Raw genomic sequence first — 25,737 nt, forward strand, 5'->3', positions numbered from 1 at the left:
CGCTCGCTGCAGATTCCTTGCAGAACCTGGCATTCAGTGCTCGACTACCCGCACCCGCACCCGCACCTAGCACGACCTGTTCATGTTCGCGTACCGACGCACGGGAGGAAGCATGTCCAGCAGCCACGACGGCGCGGCTCCGCTCCGGATCGACGAAAAGGAGTTCGAGCACGATCCGCATGCGTTGTACGACGTGCTCCGCTCCGAGGCACCGGTCCGCGAGATCATCGCGCCGGGCGGGACCAAGGTCTGGCTCGTCACACGCTTCGACGACGCGAAGTCCGTACTGACCGACAACCGGTTGTCCAAGAACATCGAAGTCGGCCAGAAGGTCATTCAGCGGCACACCGACGGTGAGACCGGCATGGTGTTCGCCAGTGAGTTGGCCGCGCACATGATGAACGCCGACCCGCCGGACCACACCCGGCTGCGCAAGCAGGTCAACAAGGTGTTCACGCAACGGGCGGTGGAGAAACTGGGCCCCCGGATCGAGAAGATCACCACCGACCTGCTCGATGCGATGGAGGGCCGGGACGCGGTGGACCTGATGCCCGCCCTCGCCTATCCGCTGCCCATGGCGGTGATCTGCGAGTTGCTGGGTGTCCCGGCCGACGACCAGGAGCGTTTCAAGGGTTGGGTCCCCACCCAGCTCTCCGGCGGTGACCCGGAGAGCATGGCGCAGGCCACCACGGCACTGCTCGGGTATCTGCACGAGCTGATCGAGAGCAAGCGGTCGGAACCGTCGGACGACGTGCTCACCGGCCTGGTGCGCTCCAGCGACGACGGGAAGCTGAACACCCAGGAACTGGTGTCGATGGCGTTCCTGCTGCTGGTCGCGGGTAACGAGACGACGGTCAATCTCATCGGCAACGGTATGCACGCGCTGCTCCGCCATCCCGAGCAGCTCGCCGCTCTGCGCGCGGACCGCTCCTTGATGGCCGGGGCGGTCGACGAGCTCCTCCGCTACGAGAGTCCGGTCAACACGTCCTCGCTCCGCTTCACGACCGAACCCATCGAGGTCGGCGGGGTGGTGATACCGGAGGGCGAGCTGGTGGTGGTCGCTCTCACGTCGGCCAACCGGGACGAGTCCCAGTTCCCGGACGCAAGCAGCTTGGACATCCATCGTCAGGCCGGCTCCGGGCTGTCCTTCGGCCACGGCATCCACTACTGCGTGGGAGCGCAGTTGGCCCGGCTGGAGGCACAGATAGCCTTCGACCTGCTCATCGACCGGTTCCCGCACATGCGGCTGGCGGCCGACCCGGCCGACCTCCGTTGGCAGCCGGGAACGGCGCTGCGCGGGCTGAGGTCTCTGCCGGTGTCGCTCGGCGCCGAACAGGGCTGACTCCCCCGCCGCGGGACGCCCACGTGAGGGAGTCCGGTCTGGAGGGCTGCGCGCCTCGGCCCGGCCTGTGACCGGCTCCCTCCCGGTACTGACGTTCTCGGCCGGTGACCGTTGCGGCGGACGAGTTCGCCGGCCGGGAGCGCGGAACTACGCTGCGGAGAAGGGACGGTATGGGCACCCTGCGGGAACATCGGGGTCCGGGCGGCTGTGAGCGCGGGGTGTCGTCGTGATCGACGAGTTGTTGCCTTCCTCCGTCGCCACGGGCAGCACGTTCGTCGACCACGACGCAGCACTGACCGCCCTGTACCCGCAGGAAGCCGCCGCCGTCGCGAGCGCCTGGCCGAAGCGCCGGCGTGAGTACGCGAACGTCCGCATGTGCGCACGCCGCGCCATGAACGAGCTGGGCGTGCCGCCGGCGCCTGTTCTGTCGGGCCCCCGCGGTGAACCGCTGTGGCCCGACGGCATCGTCGGCAGCTTGACCCACTGCCCCGGGTTCCGGGCCGCCGCCCTGGGCCGCTCGTCGGCGTTGGCGGGACTCGGCATCGACGCCGAACCCAACCTCCCGCTGACACAGGACCTGCTGGATTTCGTCTCGCTTCCTCAGGAACGTGCTCAGGTGGACGCGTTGACGCGGGCCTCGCCCGACGTCTGCTGGGACCGTTTGCTGTTCAGCGCCAAGGAGACGGTGTTCAAGGCTTGGTTCCCGCTCGCAGCGAGCGAACTCGACTTCACCGAGGCGGACATCCGCATCGAACCCGGCTCCGGGACCTTCTCCGCGCGCCTGCTCGTCCCGGGCCCCGTCGTCGACGGGGAACGCATCCACGGGTTCGGCGGCCGGTGGCTCGCACGCCGGGGCATCCTGCTCACCGCGATCGCCCTGTCGCGGACGGACCTGTCCGCCCGGCGGTACGCCGGCCGGGGCGGCGCAAGCCGTTGAGACGGTCTGCTCCACGGTCCGGCGTCTCGGCGGCGAGCCGCGTCGATGCCCAGGCTTCCGCGGGTGCGTCAGGGTGTTGAGCGCGCGACGCGGAACCCCACGTCGTCGATGCGGAAGGTCGGGTGGCTGCGCCGCCGCACCGACGCCCGGCAGCTCCAGTGCTCGTCGGCCCATCCACCGCCGCGGAGCACCCGGTAGGTGCCGTACACCTCGGCGTCGTAGACGTCCCAGCACCAGTCCCACGCGTTGCCCAGCATGTCGTACAGGCCCCATGCGTTGGGCTGCCTGCCACCGACGGCGTGGATGCGTCCCTCCGAATTGCCCTGGTACCAGGCGATGTCGTCGAGCCGTCCGTACCGAGGGCCAGTGGTGCCCGCACGGCAGGCGTGCTCCCATTCGGCCTCGGTAGGCAACCGGTACCCGTCCGCGGAGGTGTCCCATTCGGCCGTCTCGGCGTCACCGCTCAGGTGGTAGGCGGGCGTCAGACCCTCGCTCCGTGACAGGGCGTTGCAGAACCGGACCGCGTCCCACCACGAAACACCCTCGACCGGCAGCCTGTCCCCCTGGGTGTCACTCGGCCGTCGGCCGGTGACTCGCGCGTACCAGGACTGCGTGACCGGGCACGCAGACATCCGGAACGGCGCGACCTCGACTCTCCAGCTCCTCTGCGTCCGTCGGTCCGACAGCGTCACCTGTCCGGACGGGATCGCGACCATCTCGCCTTCTGCCCCCGCTTCCACGAGGGTCACCCTACCGGCATCTTCTCTGCCGGCGGCCAAAGGTACGGGAGCACGGCCCTTCCCCTCGCCTGTCTGCGCGTCGTCTCCAGCGGTGCTCCACATAAACCGTGTCACGTGGAGCACCCCGAAGTGTGACCATCAGCCCTCAGGGAGAAGACCTTGCCGGAGCCCCATTGCCTGCAGGTTCCGGCAAGTGCGGGTTTCAGCCTGGGTTCCCTCACCCTTTCGTGACCGGGAGCACCAGGTGACGGGATCCAAAGCCCTACCGGGCAGCGGGCGGGGCTTTCGGGTCGACGACGTTCTGCCGGGCGCTCGGCCAGGAGGAGGATGTCCGGCGCATCACCTCTGCCAGATCGCGGTGTATCCGGTCGGCTTCCCCGCGGACCTGGACGGGGATGTCGCCGCGTTCGGCGACAAGACGGTCGTAGACGGGGGTCTGTTGGAACACGATGGGGCGGCTTCCCTTCAGCGAGCGGTTCCCGAACTGGCGCAGCATACGGGCCGGGGCGACACTCCGCTGAAGGCGGGCCATTCAGGCCACGAGGACAGGGACAGCGGCCTCGGTGGTCCGGTCGCCGATCCTCGCCGGGAAGTGGTACCGCGCGTACGCGGAGCGGGGGGGGGAAAGCGCTCGAAGCAGCCGGCGGCCGGGCGAACAGGTTCAGGAAGCGCGCCGTACGGCGGCCGGCCCGTTGACGCCCGGCCCGAACTCTTCGGCGGCGAGCGGGCCGGCGGTGTGGATGCCGTACTCGTGCAGGGTGTCGGCCTGGCGGGGGTCGATGCCGTGCAGGGCTTCCACCAGCAGCGGGGCGCGCCAGCCGGCCACCTCGCCTGGCGCGACGGTGATCGACGGGCCGATCCCGATGCGGACGTCGACGCCGAGCCGGGAGAGCGTACGGCCCGGGGCGGGATAGACACGGTGACGGGCCTGCCCGGCGCCGTTTCGCCGTGGGCCTCCTCGCGCACCGCTCGAAGACGCTCCGATGGCCCAGGTGCGCTGGTGATCTGCGGTGGGTGAGGCACATGGTCGACAGGGTGGCCTCTTCCCGAGAACGGAGCGATACCTCGCAGCGCACCGCACAGATCTCACCCCAGGCCATGGAGTCGATCTCGACTCCCGAGCGGGTCGAGACCCACCTGGGGACTCTGCGGTTCCCGCTGGGTGTGCCCACCGACGACACCGCGAACCGGGTCTACGACCATGTGGCCTACGTGCGCGCGGTCAGCGCGTTCCTCGACGCGTATTCCGGCGTCAGCCTGTGGGCGGCCCGCCGGGGATTCCTGGAGGCCGGGATCCAGGACCACGACGTCCTGCTCTTCTCGGAGTTCATGGATCCCAAGACGCTCGTCCTTACCGGGAACGCGGACACCGTCTACTTCCTGACCTTCCTCGACCTGACCGAGGGTCCGCTGGTGGTGGAGGTGCCGCCCCTGGCGCTCTGTTTCCTCAACGACATGTGGTTCCGCTGGGTCGCGGACCCCGGCTTGGCGGGTCCGGACCGCGGAGCAGGCGGCAAGTACCTCTTCGTGCCGCCCGGTCATGAGGGCCCTGTTCCCGAGGGCGGGTTCTTCACGTTCCGGACCCGCACCACGCGGCTCGTTCTGGGTGGGCGGGCCTTCTTGGAGGGCGATGACCCGAAGCCGGCGGTCGAGCGGGTCAAGGAGGGCCTGCGCATCTACCGCTACGCCCCCGGGTCGTACGGAACGAGCGTCGGGGAGATCGTCACCGGCGGCACGGCCCCGCCGCTGCCGTGGACCGCCCGAACCTGGACCGCCGCTATGGAACGGCCCGACCCGCCGCGCTTCGTCGAGGGTTCAGGGCTTCCCGTGAACACGGTTCCGCCCGGGGACACGACGTACTTCGACTTCGCGAGTGAGCTCGTGCACGACCAGCCGGCCGAGGCGCTCGACCCCGAGATCGCCGGTGCGCTGGCCGCGGTCGGCATCGTCAAGGGCAGGCCCTTCGAGCCGGACCCGCGAATGCGGGAGATTCTCACCGAGGCAGCCTCGGTCGGCAACGCCACTGCCCGCACGCTCGCCTGCCGTCCGCGTCCGGCCGAGGGGGCGCACTACTACGGTGCGTCCTCCCGGTGGCTCAACGGCCTGCTCGTGTCCGGCCACGAGTTCCTGGCCCCGCCCGCGGACATCACCGACAGGGGCGTCGAGCCCCGCCCCGACGACGGCGCCCGGAAACTCAATCTGCGCTCCTGGTGGTGGTACCTGGGCGTGGGCATCAGCCCGGCGTTCACGGCGCCGCTGCCCGGGGTCGGCTCGCAGTACGTGTTTTCGCTGGCGGACCAGGAGGGCCGGGCCCTGGACGGCGGCAGGTACTACCGACTGGTACTGCCGCCGGACATTCCCGCCGCCCGATTCTGGTCGGTCACCGTCTACGACAACCAGACGCGGTCGATGCTCGACACCCCGCAACGGTTCCCCCGGGCCGGCAGTCAGGCCTATCCCACTCCGGCAGCGGTCGCCGGCGCGGACGGTACGACCACGGTGCACTTCGGGCCCGAGCGGCCCGACGGTGTGCCGGTGGGCAACTGGATCCAGACCATGCCGGGCCGGGGATGGTTCGTGGTCCTGCGGCTCTACAGCCCGCTGCAGCCGTTCTTCGACAAGACCTGGCGGCCGGGCGAGATCGAGGCGGTGGATTGACCTCGACGACAGCGCTTCGGAGATACGGCGGTCCGGACGGAGAGGCGCATGGGCACGACACCGCTGCCGAGTCGGAACGAGGAACGACCCCTTCAGGAGGAACCCAGTGCCCCACGTCAGCGACGCCCCCAACCCGGGCACCTCACCCGAGACCCTCGCGTCCATCGTCTGCCCCGACCGGCTGGCGACGCCCTTCGGCGCGTTGGACTTCTTCGACGGCATGCCCATGCCCGATACCGTCACCCGGAGCTACGACACGCTGGACCTGCTGCGCGGGATCGAAGCGTTCCTCAACTGCGTGCCCGGCGCCTCCATGGTGGCGTTGCGACGCGGACTGCGCAGCATCGGCGTCGACTCCCGCACCATCGGCTACACGGCCCCGCGATGCACCTCGGCCCCCGTGGTGCTCACGGGCAACACGGAAACCACCTACGGCATGACCTTCCTGGCACTCGACGAGGACGGTCCCACCGTGATCGAGGCGCCGGGGAACTCGCTGTGCGTCGTCGACGACATGTGGCAGCGCTACGTCACCGACATGGGCATCGCCGGGCCTGACAAGGGAGAAGGAGGCGAGTACCTCTTCCTGCCTCCGGGCTACGAAGGTGAGGTTCCCGACGGCTACTTCGCCGTGCGGCCGACGACGTACGGCTCCTGGGTGCTGCTACGCGCGCTGGGTGGCACGGAGAGCCTGCTCACGGCACGGATCTACCCGCTCTGGGCCTCGGCGGACCGGCCCGAGCAGCGCTTCGTCAACTGGGCGGAGTCAGACTTCAACACCGTCCACGCCAACGACTTCTCCTTCTTCGAGGAGATCGACACCATCGTCCAGGCCGAGCCGGCCGAGTCGCTCGACCCCGAGCGCGCCGGTCAGCTCGCCGCGCTGGGCATCGTGCGCGGCCGGCCCTTCCAGCCGGACGACCGTATGCGCTCGATCCTCGACACCGCCGCCAGAATCGCCTCGGGCATCGTGCGGACACTGGCCTTCAAGCCGCGCGACCCGGGCTTCTACCACTATCCCGACAGGTCGTGGAAGACCCCGTTCCCCACTGGAAGCTACGAGTTCCTGTCGGCGGAGGGCGCCCGCCTGCTGGACTCCCGTGCGGTGTTCTACTACTTCGCGACCGCCTCCTCGCCGGCGATGGTGACGGCGCCCGTCGGCACCGGATCGCAGTACGCCTACACGGCGGAGGACTCCACGGGCGAGTGGCTCGACGGCGGACGGCACTACACGCTCACCCTGCCGAGCGGCGTCCCCGCGAAGAACTTCTGGGCCGTCAACGCCTACGACCCCCAGACCCGGTCACTGTTGCGCACGGACCACCCCTACCCGAGCGTCAACAGCCAGTCGGAGGGCGTCCGGGCCGAGAGCAACGGCGACACGGTCGTCCACTTCGGCCCCACCGCGCCGGGAGCCGAGCAGGCGAACTGGGTGCAGACCGTACCCGGCAAGGGGTTCTTCGTGATGCTGCGGCTCTACGGCCCGCTCGAAAGCTGGTTCGACAAGAGCTGGCGGCCGGGCGAGATCGTACCGGCGTGAGGGAGGCGGCCGTGGGTGAGGCGATCGGTCAGATCCTGTCCTACGGCGTCGCCGTGGCGCTGAGCGCCTTCCCGATCATCGGGGTGGTGCTGATGCTCGCCACCCCCAGGGCGCGCTCCAACGGACCGGCGATGCTCCTGGGCTGGGCCCTGGGACTGGCCCTGGTCGGCACGGTCGTGCTGCTGGTCTCCGGCGGCGCCGGACCGACCGACCAGGGGCAGCCGGCCGACTGGGTCAGCGCCCTCGACATCGCGCTCGGCGTGCTGCTGCTGTGGGTGGCGGTGAAGGAGTGGCGCGGCCGGCCTCGCAGCGACCAGGAGGTGACGTTGCCCAAGTGGATGAGGACGGTCGACTCCTTCACGCCTGTCAAGGCGCTGGCACTGGGGGCGGCGTTGTCCGCCCTCAACCCGAAGAACCTGCTGCTCTCGATCGCCGCGGCGTCGGCGATCGCGCGCACGGGCACCTCCGCGGGCGCCCAGGCCGTGGCTCTGGCGGTCTACGTGGTGCTCGGCGCCCTCGGGCCCGGAGCGCCGGTCGTGCTCTACTTCGCCCTCAAGGGGCGCTCGAAGCACATCCTCGACGGCCTCAAGCTCTGGATGGAGCGGAACAACACGGCGATCATGGCCGTGATCTGCCTGCTCTTCGCAGCGAAGCTGGTGGGCGACGGCATCAGCGATCTCTCCTCGTGAGCCCGGACATCCAGCAGAGTGACCACGCTCGTCCCGGAAGCCGGCGACCTTCTTCATGCCGATCGAAGTGATGCTGGCATTCGGGTAGTTGCCCTACGGATGCACGGCTCTGTGTGAAGCTTTCCCCATGACTCACCCGCGTGAAGAAGTCAGGGCCAGGCTGCAGACCGATCGTCCGCACTCCGCTCGTGTCTGGAACTACCTGCTGGGAGGCAAGGACAACTACCCCGTCGACAGCGAGGCCGGTGAGGTCATCCTCAAGACCTTTCCGGAGTTCGCCGCCGTCGCGCGGCTGCAGCGGAAGTTCCTCGCACGCGCCGTGCGCTTCCTCGCGGGCGAGGCCGGTGTGCGTCAGTTCCTCGACATCGGCACCGGACTGCCCACCGCCGACAACACACACGAACTGGCCCAGCACATCGCGCCGGAGAGCCGCATCGTGTACGTCGACAACGATCCTCTCGTCCTGGTCCACGCGCAGGCCCTGCTCACCAGCAGCGACGAAGGCGCCTGCGCCTACGTCGACGCCGACGTCCGGGATCCGGAACGCATCCTCGCCGAAGCAGCGAAGACCCTGGACCTCAGCCGCCCGGTCGCCCTGACCATGCTGGGCATCATGGGGCAGATCTCCGAAGCCGAGCGCCCCGCCGACCTGGTGAGCACGCTGATGTCGGCCCTGCCCTCCGGAAGCTACCTGGCCTTGAGTGACGGCACGAACACCAACGAGGCGCTCAACACAGCGGTCGGGTTCTACAACGGGCAGTCGGCCAACACCTACCACCTGCGCTCGCCGCAGGAGATCGCCTCCTTCTTCACCGGGCTGGATCTGGTGGAGCCGGGGGTCGTGTCCACTGCCGCCTGGCGTCCGGACGCCGACCCGGCGGAGGAGGACACCGCCGACGTCTCCGTGTGCGGTGTCGCGCTCAAGAAGTGACCCGCTCCGGGCGACAGGAACGGCCCTTCCTCGAGGGCGGCCCTCCCTCCACCCAGGTCCAGGCGAACATGCCTCAGCCCGCTGGTGATCAGCCTGTCAACGCGGCGGGAACGTACGCACACGCATCAGGTCGCACTGGTACCAGGGGCCTGACTCACCACCGACGTCAGCCGGGTCGATCCGGACGAAGCCGGCCTTGACCAGCACCCTCTGGGAAGCGACGTTCTCGTGGGAGGTGCCCGCCCGCAGGGTGTGCAACCCGTGCCTCACCACCGCCAGGCGGCACAGGTGCCGGACGGTCGCGGTCGCCACACCGCGGCCGGCGGCCTGCCGCGCGACCCGGTAACCGAGTTCAGCGGTGCCGTTCTCGAGGTCGTACAGGTTGAACCGGCCCAGAACCGAGCCGTCCTCGGCAACGAGCACGTAGAAGGCACAGATGCCGGCGTCCTGCTCGGCCAGCAGGGCGCTGTACCGGTCGGTGAACGCGTCGAAGAAGTCGTCGCCGCGGTCGGGGACCGAGGCAGCGAAGTAGGCACGGTTGGCGAGCTCGAAAGCCAGAACCGCCGGGGCATGGCCGGTACTCAGCCGCTTCAACTGGGGCACCGACCGACCCTAACCGGATGGTGCGTTCGGAGCACCCGCGTTGCCAGTCGTTACGTGGTCCGCGGTGGCAGGAAGTGTTCGCGGACCAGGATCAGGTTGTCGATCCAGTCGTCCAGTTCCTCTTCGTCGCGGGTGGTCACCCGGCATGAAGGGGAGGTGCCGTCGGTGAGGTGGACGGTCACCGTCAGACCGAGGCCGCGGCCGGATTCCGTATGGGTGATCGCCCGGACCGTGTACCAGGGAAAGTCGGTCGGCCGGCCGTTGATCCCGAGGGAGATGCCGTCGGAGTCGGCGACGACGGCGTTCTTGCGGTCCATGGCCAGGAGCTGCGGGGCTCCCTCGGGCGAGGCCACGGTGGCCAGCGAACTCGACGGTGTGGGTGGGTGCGGAGGCGGAGGAGGAAACGCCGGAAAGGGCTCGACCAGCGTGGGCTCGTGGGCCGCATGCCGTTCCCGGGGAGCAAGCATGTCCAACAACTGCTCCGCGGTGGGGCGCTGCTGTGCGTTCTTGGTCATGCAGGCGATCACGGTGTCGCGCAGTGCGGGTGGCAGTGCGGTGAGGTCCGGTTGGTGATGGACGGACCGGTACATCAGGCTTGCCGGCGTGCCGTCTCCGAAAGCGCTTCCGCCGGCGGCCGCTACGAGGACAGCGCCCAGGGCGAAGATGTCCGCGGCCGGTGACACCGGCAGTCCCTCAGCCTGTTCCGGCGCCAGGAAACCCGGCGTGCCGACGGCGATGCCTGTCATCGTCAGGCGGGTGCCCTCGACGGCGCGAGCGATCCCGAAGTCGACGACCCGGGGGCCGTCATCGGCCATGATGATGTTGCCTGGCTTCAGGTCTCGGTGGACCAGGCCGCATCGGTGGATGGCCTGCAGCGCTTCGGCCAGCGCAAGCCCCAGCTGTCGCAGTCCGTCCTCCGCCATCGGCCCTTGCGAGGCAAGGAGCTGAGCAAGGGTGAGGCCCGGGATGTACGCGGTTGCCAGCCAGGGCGTCGGCGCGTCGGGGTCGGCGTCGACGACCGGTGCCGTATGGAAGCCGCCCACCGCGCGGGCCGCGGTTATCTCCGCTCGGAACCGCTCCCGGAAGCCGGCATCCCGGGCCAGCTCGGGTTTGGCCACCTTCACCGCCACGGCGCGTCCGCCTCGCGAGCGGGCGAGATAGACCGTGCCCATCCCGCCTTCACCGAGCACCCGCTCCACCGCATATGAGCCGATCCGCTCCAACGCCCCTCCCCCGCAAGCACTTTCGGGCGTCACCCTAAGGCAGTGCTTCCCACTCCGTCACAGAGGGTGCAGCGCGTGGGCGGCATGGGGTGGTTCGCGCCGTCGGTGGCCTCCCGCGACATGGGTGACGGAGACCACCGGCAGTAGTCACAGGCGCGGAGGGTCCGGTGGCACGCCTCATGCCTTGGCTCCGGGCATGCCGCTGGTCACGACGATCGCGGCCACGTCGCCGGTCTTGGCGCGGCCCAGCCAGACGACGCCGCCCGACTCCGCGGTGAACGTCACCAGATCGGCTTGCCGCGACTCGTCGGTTACCCGCTCACACCAGCCGGGCAGCTGTTCGGAGTCGCGCGACACCGGCCCGCCGTCCACATACGTGCGAAACGGCGCGGCCAGAGCCGTCCACGCGCCGGCGTCGGCGAAGCAGCCCACATTGGCGTCGGAGTAGAAGCGGAACTGCTCGCCCGGCTGAAGGCGGTCGATGTCGTCGTCGATCCCCAGGCCCATCTCCCACCCGATCACTGGGTCGTCGCTGATGCGCAAGCGGGTCGCGGCGCACGCAACGCCGTCGAAGTGCTCCCCGAAGAATTCGTACGGCCCCGCCGTCCACGCGATCTCCACCCGGTAGGTGCCCGGGGGAATCCGCACCGCCAGCTCCCGCGGGGGCTTCGTCGGCAGTCCTCGCTCGTACTCCCGGGCTTCGTCGTCATGCCACGGCGCGTCCACGACAAGGCGGCCGCTGGGTATGCGGATGGTGGTCACCTCTTCAACACCCGTGACCACGACAGGCGTCGTCGGATCGTCGTACACCGTCCCCAGGTGTTCCCCGGGCGTGAACACCGTCTCCAGGTACCAGGCGGCCTCCGGCCCGGCTGCCAGCCGGGCGTCCCCGATCCACGCCATGTCTCATCCCTCCGTCGCCGCCCGGGCCGGACGGTCAACCGAAAAGGTACGCGTGCCCAGTGACATCTGCGGCCACGTCGTCTGCTGCCGCGTCCCTGTTCCTTCCCGCCGCCCTACAGGTCGAACTCCAGGTGCTCGATGTCGGTGAAGCGGACCTCCTCCAGGGAGCCGGCGCGGCGGCCGCCGTCCTGGAAGTACACCTCACGGAGCGCGTCGGCGGCGATCTGCTGCAGCTGCTGGTCGCCTGCGCCGGCCTGCTGGGCGTCGAAGAGGCGGGCCGCGTGCTGCGGAGGCAGGGCGACGGTCAGGTGCCGGATGCGGGACTCGTCCGTCGACCCGATCGGCGCGGTGTAGCCGAGGCGGGCGCGGGTGTCGATGACGATGCCGCCGGTGGTCGCCGCCTTCTGCCGGGCCCTGGCCCGGATCTGCGGCTGCCAGCGCTTCTTCACCTCGCTCTCCAGGCGCGCGGCGAGGTCGGGCCGGGGCTGTTTGATCTGGTCCTTCACGTACCGCTCGACGGTGCGCTGGGAGATCCGCAGCATCTGCGCGACCGCGCGGGTGCCCTTGAGCTGTCTGACCAGGTAGCGCATCTGCGCGGGCGCGGTCTTGGGCGCCGGGCGAGTGAACGCCTTCTGTACCGCGGCGTCCAGGCCGTCCCCGAACAGGCTCATCGTGCTCCTCCCCTACTCTCCGTTGTCGGCGTCGGTGACGGTGCCGTCCTTGATGTACCGGGCGAGGTTGAGCTCCGGCGCGTTGAACCGCTCGCGGACCTCCTCGCCCCACAGGACGGTCTGGGTGCCCTCGTGTTTGACCAGGCCGGGATTGACGCCGAGTTTGAAGCCGCCCGGCAGCGGCTTGCCCTCCCGGTAGGGCAGGAAGTCCAGCGGGCTGGTGCCTTCGGCGGCGTAGACGACGCAGTCGGAGAGGACCGCGACCGGGTACTGGCCGGTGAACGCCGCGTGCCTGACGATCTTGCGATGCAGGTTGATCCGGGTGCGGGAAATGACGGCCGCGCGGATGTCCGGCCGCCACGTCGGGCGGGACAGGGCGCGCCACGGCTGACCGGGCCGCCAGCCCTCGCCGCGCGGGCGTTCACGCAGCTTGCCCAGGCCGCCCTTGACGGTCGCCTTGATCGCCGACACGGCGATCGTCAGCTGCGGGTCGCGCTCCCCGTAGCCGTCCATAGCCGCCAGGAAGTCCTCGGGCGCCATGTCGGCGTGCACGCCGAGCTCGGCCATCGTGCCCAGGTAGGCGTCCCGCAGCCGCTGATACCAGCCGTCCAGGTAACGGCCGTTGTCGTGGCGTACGTACGCCTCCAGCGGGCGCACCTCGTAGCCCAGCTCCACCGCGTAGGCGACGGTGGGCGTGGCGTACCAGGCCGGGCCCTCGGGGCGGTCGCCCTTCGGGGTGAACGGGCTGGGCAGCAGATCCCTGTCCAGCCGCACCCACTCCTTGCCGGCCTTCACCCTCGACAGGTCGACGTGGGAGAGGTCCACCAACCACGAGCCGGGCAGCTTCGGGTCGAACACCGGGTTCTTGATCCGGGTGGGTGCGCCGAGGCCGACGATGAGGCCGTTGGCGCCCGCCGCGAAGGCCATGTTCACGTCGATGCCGACCAGATGGCGCAGGGTGCACTCGGCGTCCGTCATCGGGCGCGCCCAGTCGCACGCCTCCTCGAACAACTTCTCCTCGGGGCCGCGGACATGGAAGCGGGGCAGGTCCGCCAGGAGGGGGTGGCCGTCGGGTGCCTCGCACGGCGCCGGGTCGACGGGGTCCTTGCCCAGGCTGCCGGGATTGTGTTCGCTGTGGCGACGGCCTTCGCCGTCCCGTTCGGAGGCGCGGGTCGGCGGGTGCAGGGCGGTCATCAGCTCCAGGCCGGTGACGGCGGTGGAGCCGCGCGGGGTCATGACGCGGGAGGCGTAGGCGCTCAGGACGCGGGCGAGGTCCGCCGGCGGGAGCTGTGCCGCGTTGCCCCAGTGGCGGGAGTCGAGCGCGTTCCAGGACGGGATGCACAGCTGCACACAGTTGCGTTCCGAGCCCTGCGCGGGACGGTAGATCCGCGCCCAGGGGCCGAAGCCCCGCTTGGTGAGTTTCCAGTCGGCGCGGGCCAACTGCTTGATGACCTTGTGGCCCTCCGGGATCCGTCCTGCCAGCCGCTCCTCCTCGCTGAGGGCCACGGGCAGGTGGTAGCGCTCGAGGGCGGCTTCCGTGAGCACGAGCAGCGGGTCGGCGTCCTTACCCGGCCCGGCCAGCCTCGGCTGCCCGAGCCTCGCCTCCCTGAGCGTCCATTCCACCAGGGCCGGGAGGCTCCCCGCGGGTACTCCGAGGACCAGGCCGCCGGTGCAGTACGCGAGGACCCGGCCGTCGTCGTCGATGTCGACGACGGCGAGCGGTCCGTTCTCGAAGCGCGGGTCGGTGCCGCTCTCCGGGGTGCCGTCCGGGTCCGGCTTCCGTGCGCCGGGGCGGCGCGACGCCGGTGTGCTTCCGGTGGTGCGCGCCGGACGCGGCGCGGCCGCCGGCGCAGGAGCGGAGGAAGGAGGGCCCGGAGGGGTCCGGGTGTTCCCGGCTCGACTCATGGCCGCAGCATCGGGCGCCGGGGCGGGGGGCCGGGTCTGCGCGTCCGCCGGGACGGGAGCGGCGGTGACGGGGGCTGGTGGCGCCGGGGCGGCTGCCCCCTCCAGGACGGGGGGCGCGGGGTAGAGCTCGGCGAGCTTGTTCATCAACCGCGCGTACGCCTCACGCTCCGGGCCCCGCGGCTCGACCGTCTTCCTGACCGACTCCCAGCCGGACACCGTGGCCCGGCGCACCTTCAGCGCGGCGGCCACTTCGTCCAGTGTCAGACCGTGGGCGACCCGCAGCCGCTTGCGCTCCTCGGCGGGCGGGAGGGACGAGCGGGACGCCACCAACGCGTCGACGGCGTCGAACAACTCGGACATGCAACACCTCCTGACCGGCACTCTATCCAGTGAACCGTACACACAGCGCATATTGCGCGTACAAACCACGTACGATTTACGGCGAAGGGGATCAGGTAGCGCTCTCGTCCGGCTTGTCGAGGAGGGCCAACTCCTGCTCGGTCAGGCGCAGGCTTCCGGCGGCGATGTTCTCCGCGAGGTGTGCCGTGTTCGTGGTGCCGGGAATGACCAGCACGTGCGGACCGCGGTGGAGGGTCCAGGCAAGCCGTATCTGGGCCGGCGTCGCACCATGGGCGCGGGCGACGGAGTGGACGCGCGCGTCGTGCTCCCGGTCTGCGGCTGCCTCGCGCCGCAGACCGGAAACCGTGAAGAACGAGACGAAGGCGATGTCCTGCTCCCGGCACAGGTCCACCAGCCCGCTCTCGTCGGCGCGGCGCCAGTCCAGGCCGTAGGAGTTCTGCACGCAGACCACGGGCGCGATCGTTCGGGCCTCGGCCACGTGCTCGGGCATGACGGCGGAGAGCCCAAGGTGCCGGATCAGGCCGGCCTCGCGCAGTTCGGCGAGGGCTCCGAAGTGCTCGGCGATCGAGGCCGTACCGGGGCCGTTGGCGCGCAGGTTCACCACGTCCAAGTGGTCCCGGCCGAGCTGGCGCAGGTTCTCCTCGACCTGGCCGCGCAGTTGGTCGGGGCGGGCCATGCCAAGCCACTCGCCGGCGGGATCGCGTGCCGGGCCGACCTTCGTCACCACGACCACGTCGCCGTGCCAGGACGCGAGGGCGCGGTTGACGAGTTCGTTCGCGGACCGCAGCGGCGAGAAGTAGAAGGCGGCCGTGTCGATGTGGTTGACACCCTGCTCGAACGCGCGGTGCAGCAGGCCGACGGCGAGGTCGCGGTCGATCGGCGCGCCGTCGGAGTTCCCCCTCATGCCGTTGCCCGTCAGCCGCATCGCGCCGTAGCCGATGCGATTCACCTCCAGGTCTCCGAGCTTCCAGGTGCCTGCTGCCGCCGCTGTGCTCACCGTGCTTCTTCGCGCGTCGATCCGTCAGACCCTGGAGTATGGGCCCGGAACGGTGGGCTACGACAGTTCGAAGGGCTGAACGGAATGTCACATCTCCCTCAGGAACTCGGCTTCGTCGCACGGTCGTTGACTCATGCGACGGAACACGGTTCAGCCGCCTTCCCCTGGATCAGCGGTCGACTTCGAGGTTCGCCGGATGGACCCCGGGCGCCGGCGACCGCCAGGGCCCGGCCGGTGGGAGGGACCCACCGGCCGGGCCGGGCGTCCCGTCAGGCGAACGGGATGGTGAGGACGGAGCCCGCGCCCACCTGGAGGGTGGAGGGGCCGTTGCCCAGTGCGCTCCAGACCTCCACGCGGACGGTGCCGCCGTCCAGGTCGCCCAGGGCGCCCGAGGCGGAGTGCAGGCCCTGCCGGGCCGCCGAGTACTCCTCCCAGCCGGGGACCGGGTCGGTGGCGAAGTAGCGGAACGTCTCGACGCGCTCGAACGTGCCGTCGCCGGTCAGGTCGTACGACACCCGGGCCTGCTGGGCGTGGCCGACGGAGCTGCCCGCGTCCACCTTGAAGGTGAAGGCGGTTGAGGAGCCCGACTTCAGGGTGCCGTTCACGTTCTCGACCTCGTAGACGAGCGGGTTCTTCGGGGTTCCGTCGTTGTTGGTGCCTCCGGCGGAGGGGATGGTGTCGGAGGAACCGGTCGCGGCCGCCTCGGTGGCGAGCCCGCCGCCCGACTGCGGGTAGAACGTGTCGCCGGTGACCGGCGGGGTGCCGGCCGTGGTCACCTTCAGCGTGCCGCTCGCCGGGCCGGTCTGGCCGGCTGTGTCGCGGGCCTTGACGCTGTAGGAGTACTCGGTGCCGGGCGTCAGTCCGGTGTCGGTGTGCGTGGTGCCGGTGACGGTGGCGACCTTGGTGCTACCGCGGAAGACGTCGTAGTCCTTGACGCCCTTGTCGTCCGTCGCCGCCCCCCAGGTCAGCTCGACGGAGGTACTGGTGACCTCGCCGGCGACCGGGGTGCCGGGCGCGCCGGGCGGCTGGTCACGCGTGCCGGTGGTGGTGACCGTCACGGTGTCGCTGGGCGGGCCGACCTGGCTGGAGGTGTCACGGGCCCTGACCTTGTAGGTGTACTCGGTTCCCGAGGCCAGCCCGGTGTCCGTGTAGGTGGTGCCGTCGACTGTGGCGACCTTGTCGTCGCCGCGGTAGACGTCGTAGTCCTTGATGCCGAGGTCGTCCGTCGCCGCCTCCCAGGTCAGCTCGACGGAGTCGTCGGTGATGTCGCCGGCGACCGGGGTGCCGGGCGCGCTGGGCCTGTCGTCACCGGGGGCGCCGCACAGCGTGCCGAGCTCGGTGTCGTCGCCCGCTCCGGACGCGGTCGACTTCGCCGGGACGTTGAGCACGCCGCCGTCGGAGAAGAGGACCGAGCACTCCTCGGCGCCGTAGTTGTGCGCGGCGTAGGTCTTGGTGCCGTTCTTGTCGAAGACGGTGGCCGTCGGCGAGTTGGCCGTGACGGTCATGTCCGGGGCGCCGAGGGAGTTCATCGTGGAGACCCAGTGGTAGGTGTGGGCCTTGGTCTCGCCGGCCTCGGGGACGTACCCGCCGTTCCACTGGTTCCAGTACTGCATGGCCTTGGCCGGGTCGTAGAGTGCCTGGACCTGCCAGAAGATGTCCTTCCACTCGACGGCCGGGCCGCCGTTCTCCTTCTCCATCTCGGTCACGCTGCGGCGCAGCATGTCCTTCTCGCGGGCCAGGTGCAGGGAACCGCCGGTCATGGGGAGGAAGTTGATGCCGTGGATCTCCTCGGGGTTGGCGGTCCACCAGGTGGCGTAGGCGCCGCCGCTGCTCCAGACCATGCCCACGACGTCGTGGGTGAAGTCCTCGGGGTAGACCTGCTGGTCGGCGTCGAACCAGTACTGCGCGATCGACTCCGACTCGGTCATCATCATGTAGACGCCCTGGTCACGCAGCGCCTTGTCGCCCGTCGCCGAGCCCCACATGATCAGGCCGGCGCTGAGGTTGATCGACTCCGAGGAGGACTCCTGGTTGTTGCCGGCGGCGAAGGCCTCGTGACCGGCGGCCCAGCTGTGACCGGCGTAGGCGTCGAAGCCGCGCAGGAACGGGTACTTGGAGTCGTCCCTGGCCGGGTTGGCGGCGTCCTTGATGAGTTCCTTCACCATGCCGCCCCACTCGGAGTCGGCGGCCCACTGCGGGTCGTACTGCGCCACGATCGCCGCGGCCATCACGTAGTACGAGTAGTGGAAGTGGTGGTCGTTCAGCTCCTGGTCGCTGCCGTAGGAGGCCGGGTAGCCGATGAGCGTGCGCCAGTCCTTGTCGTAGGAGAACTCCGAGGCCCCGCCGACGGTGAACCACTCCTCCATGCGGCCCTCGATCAGCTCGATGAGCTTGTCGCGGCTCGCGGTGTCACCGATCTGGTCGGCGATCGGCACGAGCTGGGCGAGCTTGCCCAGGGCCTTGCCGGTCCAGTAGGTGTCGATGGCCCCGCTGAACGGGTCGCCCTGCGTCAGCACGTCATTGATGTACGTCTTGAGCTTGGCCTTGTCGACGCCCGCGGCGCTGGGCAGCCCCGGCAGGACGCCGTTCACCTTCTGCACGGTGGTGAACGAGGTGCCCTCGCGGACCTTCATCTCACCGCGTGAGGACACGTAGCTGTAGTCGGTCAGCGGGTCGGAGGTGTGCAGCCACTGGTGCCGGTAGAGCGCCTGGAGGGTGCCCTTCTCCGTGCCCTCCTTCGGCTCGGTGATCAGCGAGTACGTCGCCTCGACCTCGCCGGCGCGCTCCCGGTACTCCCAGTCCACGGTGGAGCCGGTCACGAAGCTGAAGGCGTACTTCTCGTAGTCGGCGAGCGCGTCCTTGCTGGGCAGGACGGCCAGGGAGAAGTAGTCCTTCGAGCCGAGGTCGGCCCGGATCTCGTTGCCGGACACGGTCCAGTCGCTGCTGCTCGGGGCGAACAGCGCGTAGTCGTGGCCGGAGATGGTGACGCCGAGGACGTTGCCCTGGTCGGCGAAGACCGTCGGCGGGGCCGCGGCCTTGATCTGCGCCGCGCCGCCCGTGCCCTCGGCGTACACGTACGGCATGCCGTGGCCGATCGTGGTCCGCAGCGTGCGGGCGCCGTCGCTCCAGTAAGGGCTCACGGTCCAGTCGCTCCACCCGTCCGCCTTCGCGTCGGGCGAGTTCAGACCCGCCACGCCGAGGGTCAGGTCGGCTTCGTGCGCGAACTCGTACTGACGCCCGCCGCCCACGATCTCGTGGTCGGTCGGGTAACCGACCTCCAGGCCGCCGGCCACCGCCTTGTAGGTGAGGGGGTGCCCGTACATGTTCTCCGACCACGGGTTGGCGGCGAACCGCTGGAAGGCCAGCGAGGACCACCAGTCGTTGGTCGGTACCGGCGTGTCCGCCATGGCCTGCGTGACCTTCGGCTTGACCGCCTGGCCGCCGTTGTTGGACGGCCCCTGCCTCCCGGCCGGCCTCACATCGCTGTAACTTCCCTTGCCCACCTCGATGGTGGCGGCCGAGGCGACACCGCTGCCGACGGTGGCCACCAGGCCTCCCGCGGCCACCGCGGCCGCCGACAGTAGTGCCAGGGGTCTACGGAATCTCATGCGCAACCTCTCTGAGAGCGCTCTCAAGACGGCGTCAACGTAGACATCGAACAAGGGGCGGTCAATGCTTCAAGCACGAATTGGTGCCCTCGGCCGGCCCGGGGGCCGGCTGCGGCGGGCGGCGTGGGGACGCGCCACCCATCACCGGCCCGGGTGATGCGAGGAGGTACCGCCGCAGGTGGGAAGGCATGTCGCTGCGAACGCGCACCGGGACGCGACCGTCACCGGCGCGCGTAGCACGGGCCTGTACCGGACCGCGGTCGTGCGGTGTGCCGCACCGCACGAGCCTTCAGCGGCAGGCACCCACTGGCCGGACGCCTGCTCCGCACACCGGCCGGACGCGGAGCCGTCGCCGCCGCGCACATACCCGACCCCCGGCCTGAAAGCGCTCTCACGCTGGAGCGAGGGCATCTATCCTGTCCAGCGGGAGGAGCGGCAGGCGCCGGGTTGCCGCGCAGCAGACCAGGAGTTCCCTTGCTCGAGCAGACAGCAGCGAACCGTCCGACGCTGGAGGCTGTCGCTGCGCGGGCGGGCGTATCGCGGGCCACGGCGTCGCGCGTGGTCAACGGTGGCGCCGGCGTGCGTCAGCCGCTGGTCGACAAGGTGCGCGCGGCGGTCGACGAGCTGGGATACGTCCCCAATCACGCGGCACGCTCACTGGTGACCCGTCGGCACGGAGCAGTCGCCGTGGTCATCGCGGAGCCCGAGTTCCGGGTCTTCTCCGACCCGTTCTTCGCCCAGCAGCTTCGGGGAATCAGCCGTGAACTGACCTCCAACGACATCCAGCTGGTGCTGCTGTGGGTGGAGAACGAGTCCGATCACGAGCGGATCGCCCGGTATCTCGCCGGCGGCCACGTCGACGGGGCGATCGCCTTCTCCCTGCACGGCGACGGCCGTCTGCCTGCGCTGATCACCGGGAGCAAGGTACCCACGGTCCTCGGCGGCCGGCCGGGGGCGGAAGCAAGCCCAGCCCTGCCGTACGTCGACTGCGACAACCGGGGCGGCGCGCGGGAGGCCGTGCGCCACCTGGTCTCGTTGGGGCGCCGCACCATCGCGCACATCGCGGGACCGAGCGACCAGACCTCGGCGCTGGACCGGATCGCCGGCTACCACGACGTGCTGGTCGATCCCGACCCGGAGCTGCTGCGCGAAGGCCACTTCACCGAGGAGAGCGGCGCGCGGGCCATGGCCGAGCTGCTCGACCGGCGGCCCGACGTCGACGGCGTCTTCGTGGCCAGCGATCTGATGGCCCTGGGCGCTCTGCGGGTGCTCCACGAACGGGGCCGGCGTGTGCCGCGGGACGTGGCCGTGGTCGGCTTCGACGACATGGAGACGGTGGTGCGCGCAAGTGACCCGGCGCTCACCACGGTCCGCCAGGACGTCGAAGGTCTGGGCAGGCTGTCGGTGAAGTTGCTGCTCAAGCTGCTGAACCGGCCGGCCGGCCACGTCCCCGCGTCAGTGATCATGCCGACGACCCTGATCCGGCGCGCCTCGGCGTGAGACCGGCTCTCGGGCGGCGCCCGTGAGCACGCCGTCCCGCCCGCGTCCGGATCAGGGCCCCGTCCGGCCGGCCGGCTTCCCCCGCGCGGCCACCGGCCGCCGGGACCGCGGCCTCACGCACCCCTGACCGCACCGCCGTCCGCAGGTGGGGCGGCAGTGCGACGCGGCGAACCGCCTCGGGAAACGATCCGTCAACGGGGTGCCCATGACGGGAGTTGTGCTCCCGACGCGTTCGAGGCCTTGACGGACGGCGCACCGGCCGGGCACTCTCCACTCGCACCTTTGAGAGCGCTCTCAGAGCGCTCTCAACGCAATCGAGCCGAGGAGCCCACCCATGCCCACAGCCCGTGCCGCACGAAGAGCCGTCGCCCGACTGGGGGCGGTCGTCCTGACCGGGGCTCTGCTCGCCGCCTGCGGAGGTTCGTCCGACTCCGACTCCGCCGACGGCGGCAACGGCAAGATCACCGTCACCGTGGACCTCTTCGGCTCCTTCGGCTACAAGGAGGCCGGGCTCTACGCGGAGTACGAGAAGCTGCACCCGAACGTCACGATCAAGCAGACGGACACCGAGGACGAGGCCGACTACTGGAAGTCGCTCCAGACCCGCCTCGCGGGCGGCGGTGGCCTCGCGGACGTGCAGGGCATCGAGGTGGGCCGGATCGCCACCGTCACCCAGCAGCAGTCCGACAAGTTCGAGGACCTCAAGAAGTACGGCGCGGAGTCGCTCAAGGGGCAGTTCGCCGAGGCCAAGTGGGCCGCCGCCACGGGCCGGAGCGGAGAGGTCCTCGGGCTCGGGACGGACGTCGGCCCCGAGGCCATGTGCTACCGCACCGACCTGCTGAAGAAGGCCGGGCTGCCCACCGACCGCGAGGAGCTCGCACAGCGCTGGTCCAGCTGGGACGGCTACCTGGAACTCGGCAAGAAGTACAAGGCGAAGGCCCCCGGCAAGAGCGCCTGGCTCGACAGCGTCGGCAGTCTCTACTCGATCATGATCGGGCAGCAGAAGGAGCGGTACTACAGCGCGTCCGGAGAGCTGATCTGGGACGAGAACCCCGCCCTGCTCGAGGCGTGGGACCGCTCCGTGGAGGCGGCGGAGAGCGGACTGAGCGCCGAGCTCGACCAGTGGTCGCCGCAGTGGAACCAGGCCTTCGCCGCCGGCTCCTTCGCCACCATCCCGTGCCCCGCCTGGATGCTCGGCTACATCAAGGGCCAGGCCGGTGACGCGGGCCAGGGCAAGTGGGACATCGCCAAGCTGCCCGGCGGTGCCGGCAACTGGGGCGGCTCGTACCTCGCGGTCCCGCGCGCCGCCGAGCACAAGAAGGAGGCGTACGAGCTCATCAAGTGGCTCACCGCTCCCGAGCAGCAGGAGAAGCTCTTCCGCGAGGTGGGCAACTTCCCCTCCAGCACCGGTGCCATCGACAAGGTCGCCGACACCACGGACCCGTACTTCTCCGACGCCCCGATCGGCAGGATCTTCGGTGACGCGGCCAAGGCGGCGCCCGTGCAGGTCCTGGGTCTGCACGACCAGAGCATCGCTCAGCAGATCACCAACGCGCTGAGCGAGGTGGAGCGCAAGGGCACGGATCCCGACAAGGCCTGGAAGAACGCCTCGAAGGGCGTCGCCAACACCCTCGGCTGAGCCGAGCCGGCGCTCCAGCCCGACGTCCGCGCCCCGAGCGCCGACCCACGCCTCCGCCGCCGCCGCTGCCCGCCCCGCCGGCGGCGGCGGAGTTCCATGACCGCCGTCTCCCTTCCCGAAGGCCGCCCCGTGACCCTTTCCGCACTCGAGACGCCGGCTCCGCCGGTCCCGCCTCCCCCGCCCTCCCGGCCGAGCCCCGCACGGCGCGCGTGGCAGAAGATGTCGCCCTACGCCTACATCGCGCCGTTCTTCACCCTGTTCGCCGCCTTCGGCCTCTTCCCGCTGATCTACACGGCGTTCGTGTCCCTGTACCGGGTCGAGCTGCAGACCCCGGGTGACATGGAATGGCGAGGGCTGGACAACTACACGGCCCTGTTCACCGACGACTTCTTCTGGACCTCGCTGCGCAACACCTTCACCATCGGCGTCATCTCCACGGTTCCCCAGCTGGTCATGGCCCTCGGGCTCGCCCACCTGCTCAACTACCGGCTGCGCGCACGGACTTTCCTGCGCACGGCGATGCTGCTGCCGTACGCGACCTCCGTGGCCGCGGCCACCCTGGTGTTCGCACAGCTCTTCGGCCGGGACTTCGGCCTGATCAACTATGTCGCCGGGCTCGTCGGCATCGGCCCGATCGACTGGCAGACCGGCACGGTCGCCTCCCAGATCGCCGTCTCCACCATCGTCATCTGGCGGTGGACCGGATACAACGCCCTGATCTACCTGGCGGGCATGCAGTCCATCCCGCAAGAGCTGTACGAGGCCGCGGAGATGGACGGGGCATCGAAGTGGAGCCAGTTCTTCCACGTGACCCTGCCGGGACTGCGTCCGACGATCGTGTTCACCGTGATCGTCTCCACGATCGGGGCGACGCAGCTGTTCGGCGAGCCGCTGCTGTTCGAGGGGTCGATCTCGGGCGGCATCTCGCACCAGTACCAGACGCTCGGCCTGTACATGTACGAACAGGGCTGGGGCTTCTTCCACCTGGGCCGGGCCGCGGCCATCGCCTGGGTCATGTTCCTGCTCATCGTGGTGGTCGTGGGGGTCAACGCCCTGCTCGCGTACCGTCGTACCCGCAAGGAGGCCGTGCGATGACCACACTCGCCGACCCGCCGGTCACACCTCCCGCCCACCGGGAGCCGCCGGTCCGCCGCCGGGGACGGAAGTCCCGCGCCGGACGCACCAACCACGCCGGCAAGCTCACGTACGCGATCCTGACCGTCGCCGTCCTGGTCTCCGCCTTCCCGTTCTACTGGACCATCGTGGCGGCCAGCCGCTCCAATGCCGACCTCGCCCAGGTCCCGCCGTCACTCCTGCCCGGCCCGAACCTGCTGCGCAACTTCGAGGCGGTGCTGGAGGAGGCGGACATCGGCAAGGCCCTGCTGAACTCCTTCATCGTGTCCGGCTCGATCACCGTCGGCACCGTGCTGTGCTGCACCCTCGCGGGCTTCGCCTTCGCCAAGCTGCGCTTCCGCGGACGCGGCGCGCTGCTCGCGATCACCGTGGGCACGATGATGATCCCTCCGCAGCTGGGCGTCATCCCGCTGTTCATGCTGATCGCCGAACTGCAATGGGTGAACCAGCTCCAGGCCGTCATCCTCCCCGGCCTGGTGTCCGCGTTCGGTGTGTTCTTCATGCGCCAGTACCTGGTGCAGTCGCTGCCTGACGAGCTCATCGAGGCGGCACGGGTCGACGGCGCGTCCACCGCAAGGATCTTCTGGTCCATCGTGGTGCCGGTCGCCCGGCCGGGCATGTCCGTGCTGGGCCTGCTGACCTTCATGGCCGCGTGGAACGACTTCTTCTGGCCCATCGTCGCCCTGTCCTCGTCCGAACCGACCGTGCAGGTGGCCCTGCGCCAGCTCGGCGGGGGTTACGTCCACGACCAGTCCGTGATCATGGCCGGCACGCTCCTCGGCACACTTCCGGTGCTGCTGGTCTTCGGCCTCCTGGGCCGGCAGATCGTCGGCGGCATCATGCAGGGAGCCGTCAAGGGCTGAGCCCTGGCCCCTTGGTCACGCTTCTCCCCTCCCCCACCCGCGTCTTCGGAGCCGACAGCCCATGACCGTACTTGAGACACTCACCGACGACACGACCGTCCTCCGGTTCCCGAACGGTTTCCGATGGGGCACCGCCACGGCCGCCTACCAGATCGAGGGCGCCGCAGCCGAGGACGGCCGCTCTCCCTCGATCTGGGACACCTTCAGCCGCGCCCCGGGCAAGGTCCGCAACGGCGACACCGGCGACATCGCCGCCGACCACTACCACCGTATGCACGAGGACGTCGCCCTCATGCGCCGCCTCGGGCTGACCGACTACCGGTTCTCCATCGCCTGGCCCCGCGTCCAGCCGACCGGTCGCGGGCCGGCCGTGCAGAAGGGCCTCGACTTCTACCGGCGGCTCGCCGACGCGCTCCTGGACGCCGGTATCCGCCCGGTCGCCACGCTCTACCACTGGGACCTGCCCCAGGAGCTGGAGAACGCGGGCGGCTGGCCCGAGCGGGAGACCGCCCAGCGCTTCGCCGACTACGCCGCCCTCGTGGCCGACGCGCTCGGCGACCGGATCGGGACCTGGACGACCCTCAACGAGCCGTGGTGCGCCGCCTTCCTCGGATACGGGAACGGAGTGCACGCCCCCGGCCGCACCAGCCCGCTGGACAGCCTGCGCGCGGCCCACCACCTCAACCTCGCCCACGGCGCCGCCGTGCGCGTGCTGCGTGACGCCCTGCCGCCCGCCTCGCATCTGTCCCTGACGCTCAACCTGCACGCCCTGCGCCCGCTCACCCGGTCGGCCGAGGATCTGGACGCGGTCCGACGGATCGACGCCGTCGCCAATCGCGTCTTCCTCGACCCCGTCTTCCACGGGCGCCTTCCGGAGGACCTGGTCCAGGACACGGCGGGGATCACCGACTGGTCGTTCGTGCGGGACGGTGACCTCGCCATCAGCTCGACGCCGATCGACTCGCTCGGCATCAACTACTACTCCCCCACCGTCGTCGCCGCCGGCAGGTCGGAGTCGCCGTCCCCCTGGGCCGGCGCGGAACGCCACGTCCGGTTCCTGCCCGCACCGGGTCCCCGGACCGCCATGGACTGGCCCGTGGACGCCGACGGACTGTACGAGCTGCTGATCCGGCTGCGCGACGACCTCCCGGGCCTCCCCGTGATGATCACCGAGAACGGCGCGGCGTACGACGACTACGCCGACCCGTCGGGGCAGGTCCACGATCCGGAACGGATCGCCTACCTGCACCGCCACCTCACCGCCGTGCACCGGGCGATCGAAGAGGGTGCCGACGTGCGGGGCTACTTCCTGTGGTCGCTGCTGGACAACTTCGAATGGGCCTACGGCTACAGCAAGCGGTTCGGCATCGTGTACGTCGACTTCGCCACGCAGCGGCGCATTCCGAAGAAGAGCGCGGATTGGTACGCGGACGTCATCGCACGCAAGGGAGTGGAGGTCACCCGGCAGAACGCGTGACCGTGCGGCCAAGGCCC

General features: G+C 70.1%; 21 protein-coding genes. 11 read left to right on the forward strand and 10 right to left on the reverse strand.

Annotated elements, in window-relative coordinates; translation table 11 throughout:
- The first annotated feature begins 112 nt into the window (after positions 1–112).
- Together CNQ36_RS00340 and CNQ36_RS00345 are read left to right on the forward strand one after the other, a co-directional pair.
- Positions 113–1,342 (forward strand): cytochrome P450 family protein, encoded by a 1,230-nt coding sequence (locus tag CNQ36_RS00340; RefSeq protein ID WP_121544438.1) that lies wholly within the window; start codon positions 113–115, stop codon positions 1,340–1,342.
- A 226-nt stretch (positions 1,343–1,568) separates the two neighbouring features.
- Entirely contained in the window at positions 1,569–2,279 is a 711-nt protein-coding gene (locus tag CNQ36_RS00345) for a 4'-phosphopantetheinyl transferase family protein (protein ID WP_121544439.1), read from the forward strand.
- Between the two features lie 68 nt (positions 2,280–2,347).
- Here the strand turns inward: CNQ36_RS00345 and CNQ36_RS00350 are convergent, their stop codons facing one another.
- From CNQ36_RS00350 to CNQ36_RS35110, 3 genes are all read right to left on the reverse strand, one after another.
- A complete protein-coding gene (locus tag CNQ36_RS00350; RefSeq protein ID WP_121548301.1) occupies positions 2,348–2,995 on the reverse strand; it encodes a formylglycine-generating enzyme family protein in 648 nt (215 codons plus the stop codon).
- A 286-nt stretch (positions 2,996–3,281) separates the two neighbouring features.
- Positions 3,282–3,467 carry a hypothetical protein gene (locus tag CNQ36_RS00355; protein WP_121548302.1) on the reverse strand — a complete coding sequence of 62 codons (186 nt, stop codon included), beginning with the start codon at positions 3,465–3,467 and terminating at the stop codon, positions 3,282–3,284.
- A 213-nt stretch (positions 3,468–3,680) separates the two neighbouring features.
- Positions 3,681–3,845: a hypothetical protein gene (locus CNQ36_RS35110; protein ID WP_228312877.1), complete on the reverse strand. Its 165-nt coding sequence runs from the start codon at positions 3,843–3,845 to the stop codon at positions 3,681–3,683.
- A 209-nt stretch (positions 3,846–4,054) separates the two neighbouring features.
- Between CNQ36_RS35110 and CNQ36_RS00365 the strand changes: the two genes are divergently transcribed.
- The 4 genes from CNQ36_RS00365 to CNQ36_RS00380 all read left to right on the forward strand — a co-directional run bounded on the left by CNQ36_RS00365 (position 4,055) and on the right by CNQ36_RS00380 (position 8,837).
- Entirely contained in the window at positions 4,055–5,677 is a 1,623-nt protein-coding gene (locus CNQ36_RS00365) for a DUF1254 domain-containing protein (protein ID WP_121548303.1), read from the forward strand.
- A 106-nt stretch (positions 5,678–5,783) separates the two neighbouring features.
- Positions 5,784–7,217: a DUF1254 domain-containing protein gene (locus CNQ36_RS00370; protein WP_121544440.1), complete on the forward strand. Its 1,434-nt coding sequence runs from the start codon at positions 5,784–5,786 to the stop codon at positions 7,215–7,217.
- A gap of 11 nt (positions 7,218–7,228) precedes the next feature.
- The gene (locus CNQ36_RS00375; protein ID WP_121544441.1) at positions 7,229–7,906 is read left to right on the forward strand and encodes a GAP family protein; all 678 of its coding nucleotides are present in this window, start codon (positions 7,229–7,231) and stop codon (positions 7,904–7,906) included.
- Positions 7,907–8,033: 127 nt separating this feature from the next.
- Positions 8,034–8,837, forward strand: coding sequence for an SAM-dependent methyltransferase (locus CNQ36_RS00380; protein WP_121544442.1), 804 nt, complete (start codon positions 8,034–8,036; stop codon positions 8,835–8,837).
- Between the two features lie 96 nt (positions 8,838–8,933).
- Here the strand turns inward: CNQ36_RS00380 and CNQ36_RS00385 are convergent, their stop codons facing one another.
- The 7 genes from CNQ36_RS00385 to CNQ36_RS00415 form a co-directional block, all read right to left on the reverse strand.
- Positions 8,934–9,440, reverse strand: a complete 507-nt coding sequence (locus CNQ36_RS00385; protein WP_121544443.1) for a GNAT family N-acetyltransferase — start codon at positions 9,438–9,440, stop codon at positions 8,934–8,936.
- Between the two features lie 50 nt (positions 9,441–9,490).
- Positions 9,491–10,663 (reverse strand): serine/threonine-protein kinase, encoded by a 1,173-nt coding sequence (locus CNQ36_RS00390; protein WP_228312878.1) that lies wholly within the window; start codon positions 10,661–10,663, stop codon positions 9,491–9,493.
- A 177-nt stretch (positions 10,664–10,840) separates the two neighbouring features.
- Positions 10,841–11,566 carry a DUF4241 domain-containing protein gene (locus CNQ36_RS00395; RefSeq protein ID WP_004936862.1) on the reverse strand — a complete coding sequence of 242 codons (726 nt, stop codon included), beginning with the start codon at positions 11,564–11,566 and terminating at the stop codon, positions 10,841–10,843.
- 113 nt (positions 11,567–11,679) lie between these two features.
- Positions 11,680–12,237 (reverse strand): telomere-protecting terminal protein Tpg, encoded by a 558-nt coding sequence (gene tpg / locus CNQ36_RS00400; protein ID WP_121544445.1) that lies wholly within the window; start codon positions 12,235–12,237, stop codon positions 11,680–11,682.
- Between the two features lie 12 nt (positions 12,238–12,249).
- Positions 12,250–14,502, reverse strand: coding sequence for a telomere-associated protein Tap (gene tap / locus CNQ36_RS00405; protein ID WP_121544446.1), 2,253 nt, complete (start codon positions 14,500–14,502; stop codon positions 12,250–12,252).
- A 91-nt stretch (positions 14,503–14,593) separates the two neighbouring features.
- Entirely contained in the window at positions 14,594–15,499 is a 906-nt protein-coding gene (locus CNQ36_RS00410) for an aldo/keto reductase (protein WP_121544447.1), read from the reverse strand.
- 269 nt (positions 15,500–15,768) lie between these two features.
- Entirely contained in the window at positions 15,769–19,107 is a 3,339-nt protein-coding gene (locus tag CNQ36_RS00415) for a glycosyl hydrolase (protein ID WP_121544448.1), read from the reverse strand.
- Between the two features lie 474 nt (positions 19,108–19,581).
- Between CNQ36_RS00415 and CNQ36_RS00420 the strand changes: the two genes are divergently transcribed.
- From CNQ36_RS00420 to CNQ36_RS00440, 5 genes are all read left to right on the forward strand, one after another.
- Positions 19,582–20,607, forward strand: coding sequence for a LacI family DNA-binding transcriptional regulator (locus CNQ36_RS00420; RefSeq protein WP_121544449.1), 1,026 nt, complete (start codon positions 19,582–19,584; stop codon positions 20,605–20,607).
- Between the two features lie 334 nt (positions 20,608–20,941).
- A complete protein-coding gene (locus CNQ36_RS00425; protein WP_121544450.1) occupies positions 20,942–22,246 on the forward strand; it encodes an ABC transporter substrate-binding protein in 1,305 nt (434 codons plus the stop codon).
- A 219-nt stretch (positions 22,247–22,465) separates the two neighbouring features.
- Positions 22,466–23,341 carry a carbohydrate ABC transporter permease gene (locus CNQ36_RS00430; RefSeq protein WP_228313115.1) on the forward strand — a complete coding sequence of 292 codons (876 nt, stop codon included), beginning with the start codon at positions 22,466–22,468 and terminating at the stop codon, positions 23,339–23,341.
- The gene (locus CNQ36_RS00435) at positions 23,338–24,243 is read left to right on the forward strand and encodes a carbohydrate ABC transporter permease (protein WP_121544451.1); all 906 of its coding nucleotides are present in this window, start codon (positions 23,338–23,340) and stop codon (positions 24,241–24,243) included. The genes CNQ36_RS00430 and CNQ36_RS00435 overlap by 4 nt, the downstream gene beginning before the upstream one ends.
- 61 nt (positions 24,244–24,304) lie before the next feature.
- Positions 24,305–25,720, forward strand: coding sequence for a GH1 family beta-glucosidase (locus CNQ36_RS00440; protein ID WP_121544452.1), 1,416 nt, complete (start codon positions 24,305–24,307; stop codon positions 25,718–25,720).
- Positions 25,721–25,737 lie beyond the last annotated feature (17 nt).

It is taken from the genome of Streptomyces fungicidicus, assembly GCF_003665435.1.
Lineage (GTDB): Bacteria > Actinomycetota > Actinomycetes > Streptomycetales > Streptomycetaceae > Streptomyces > Streptomyces fungicidicus.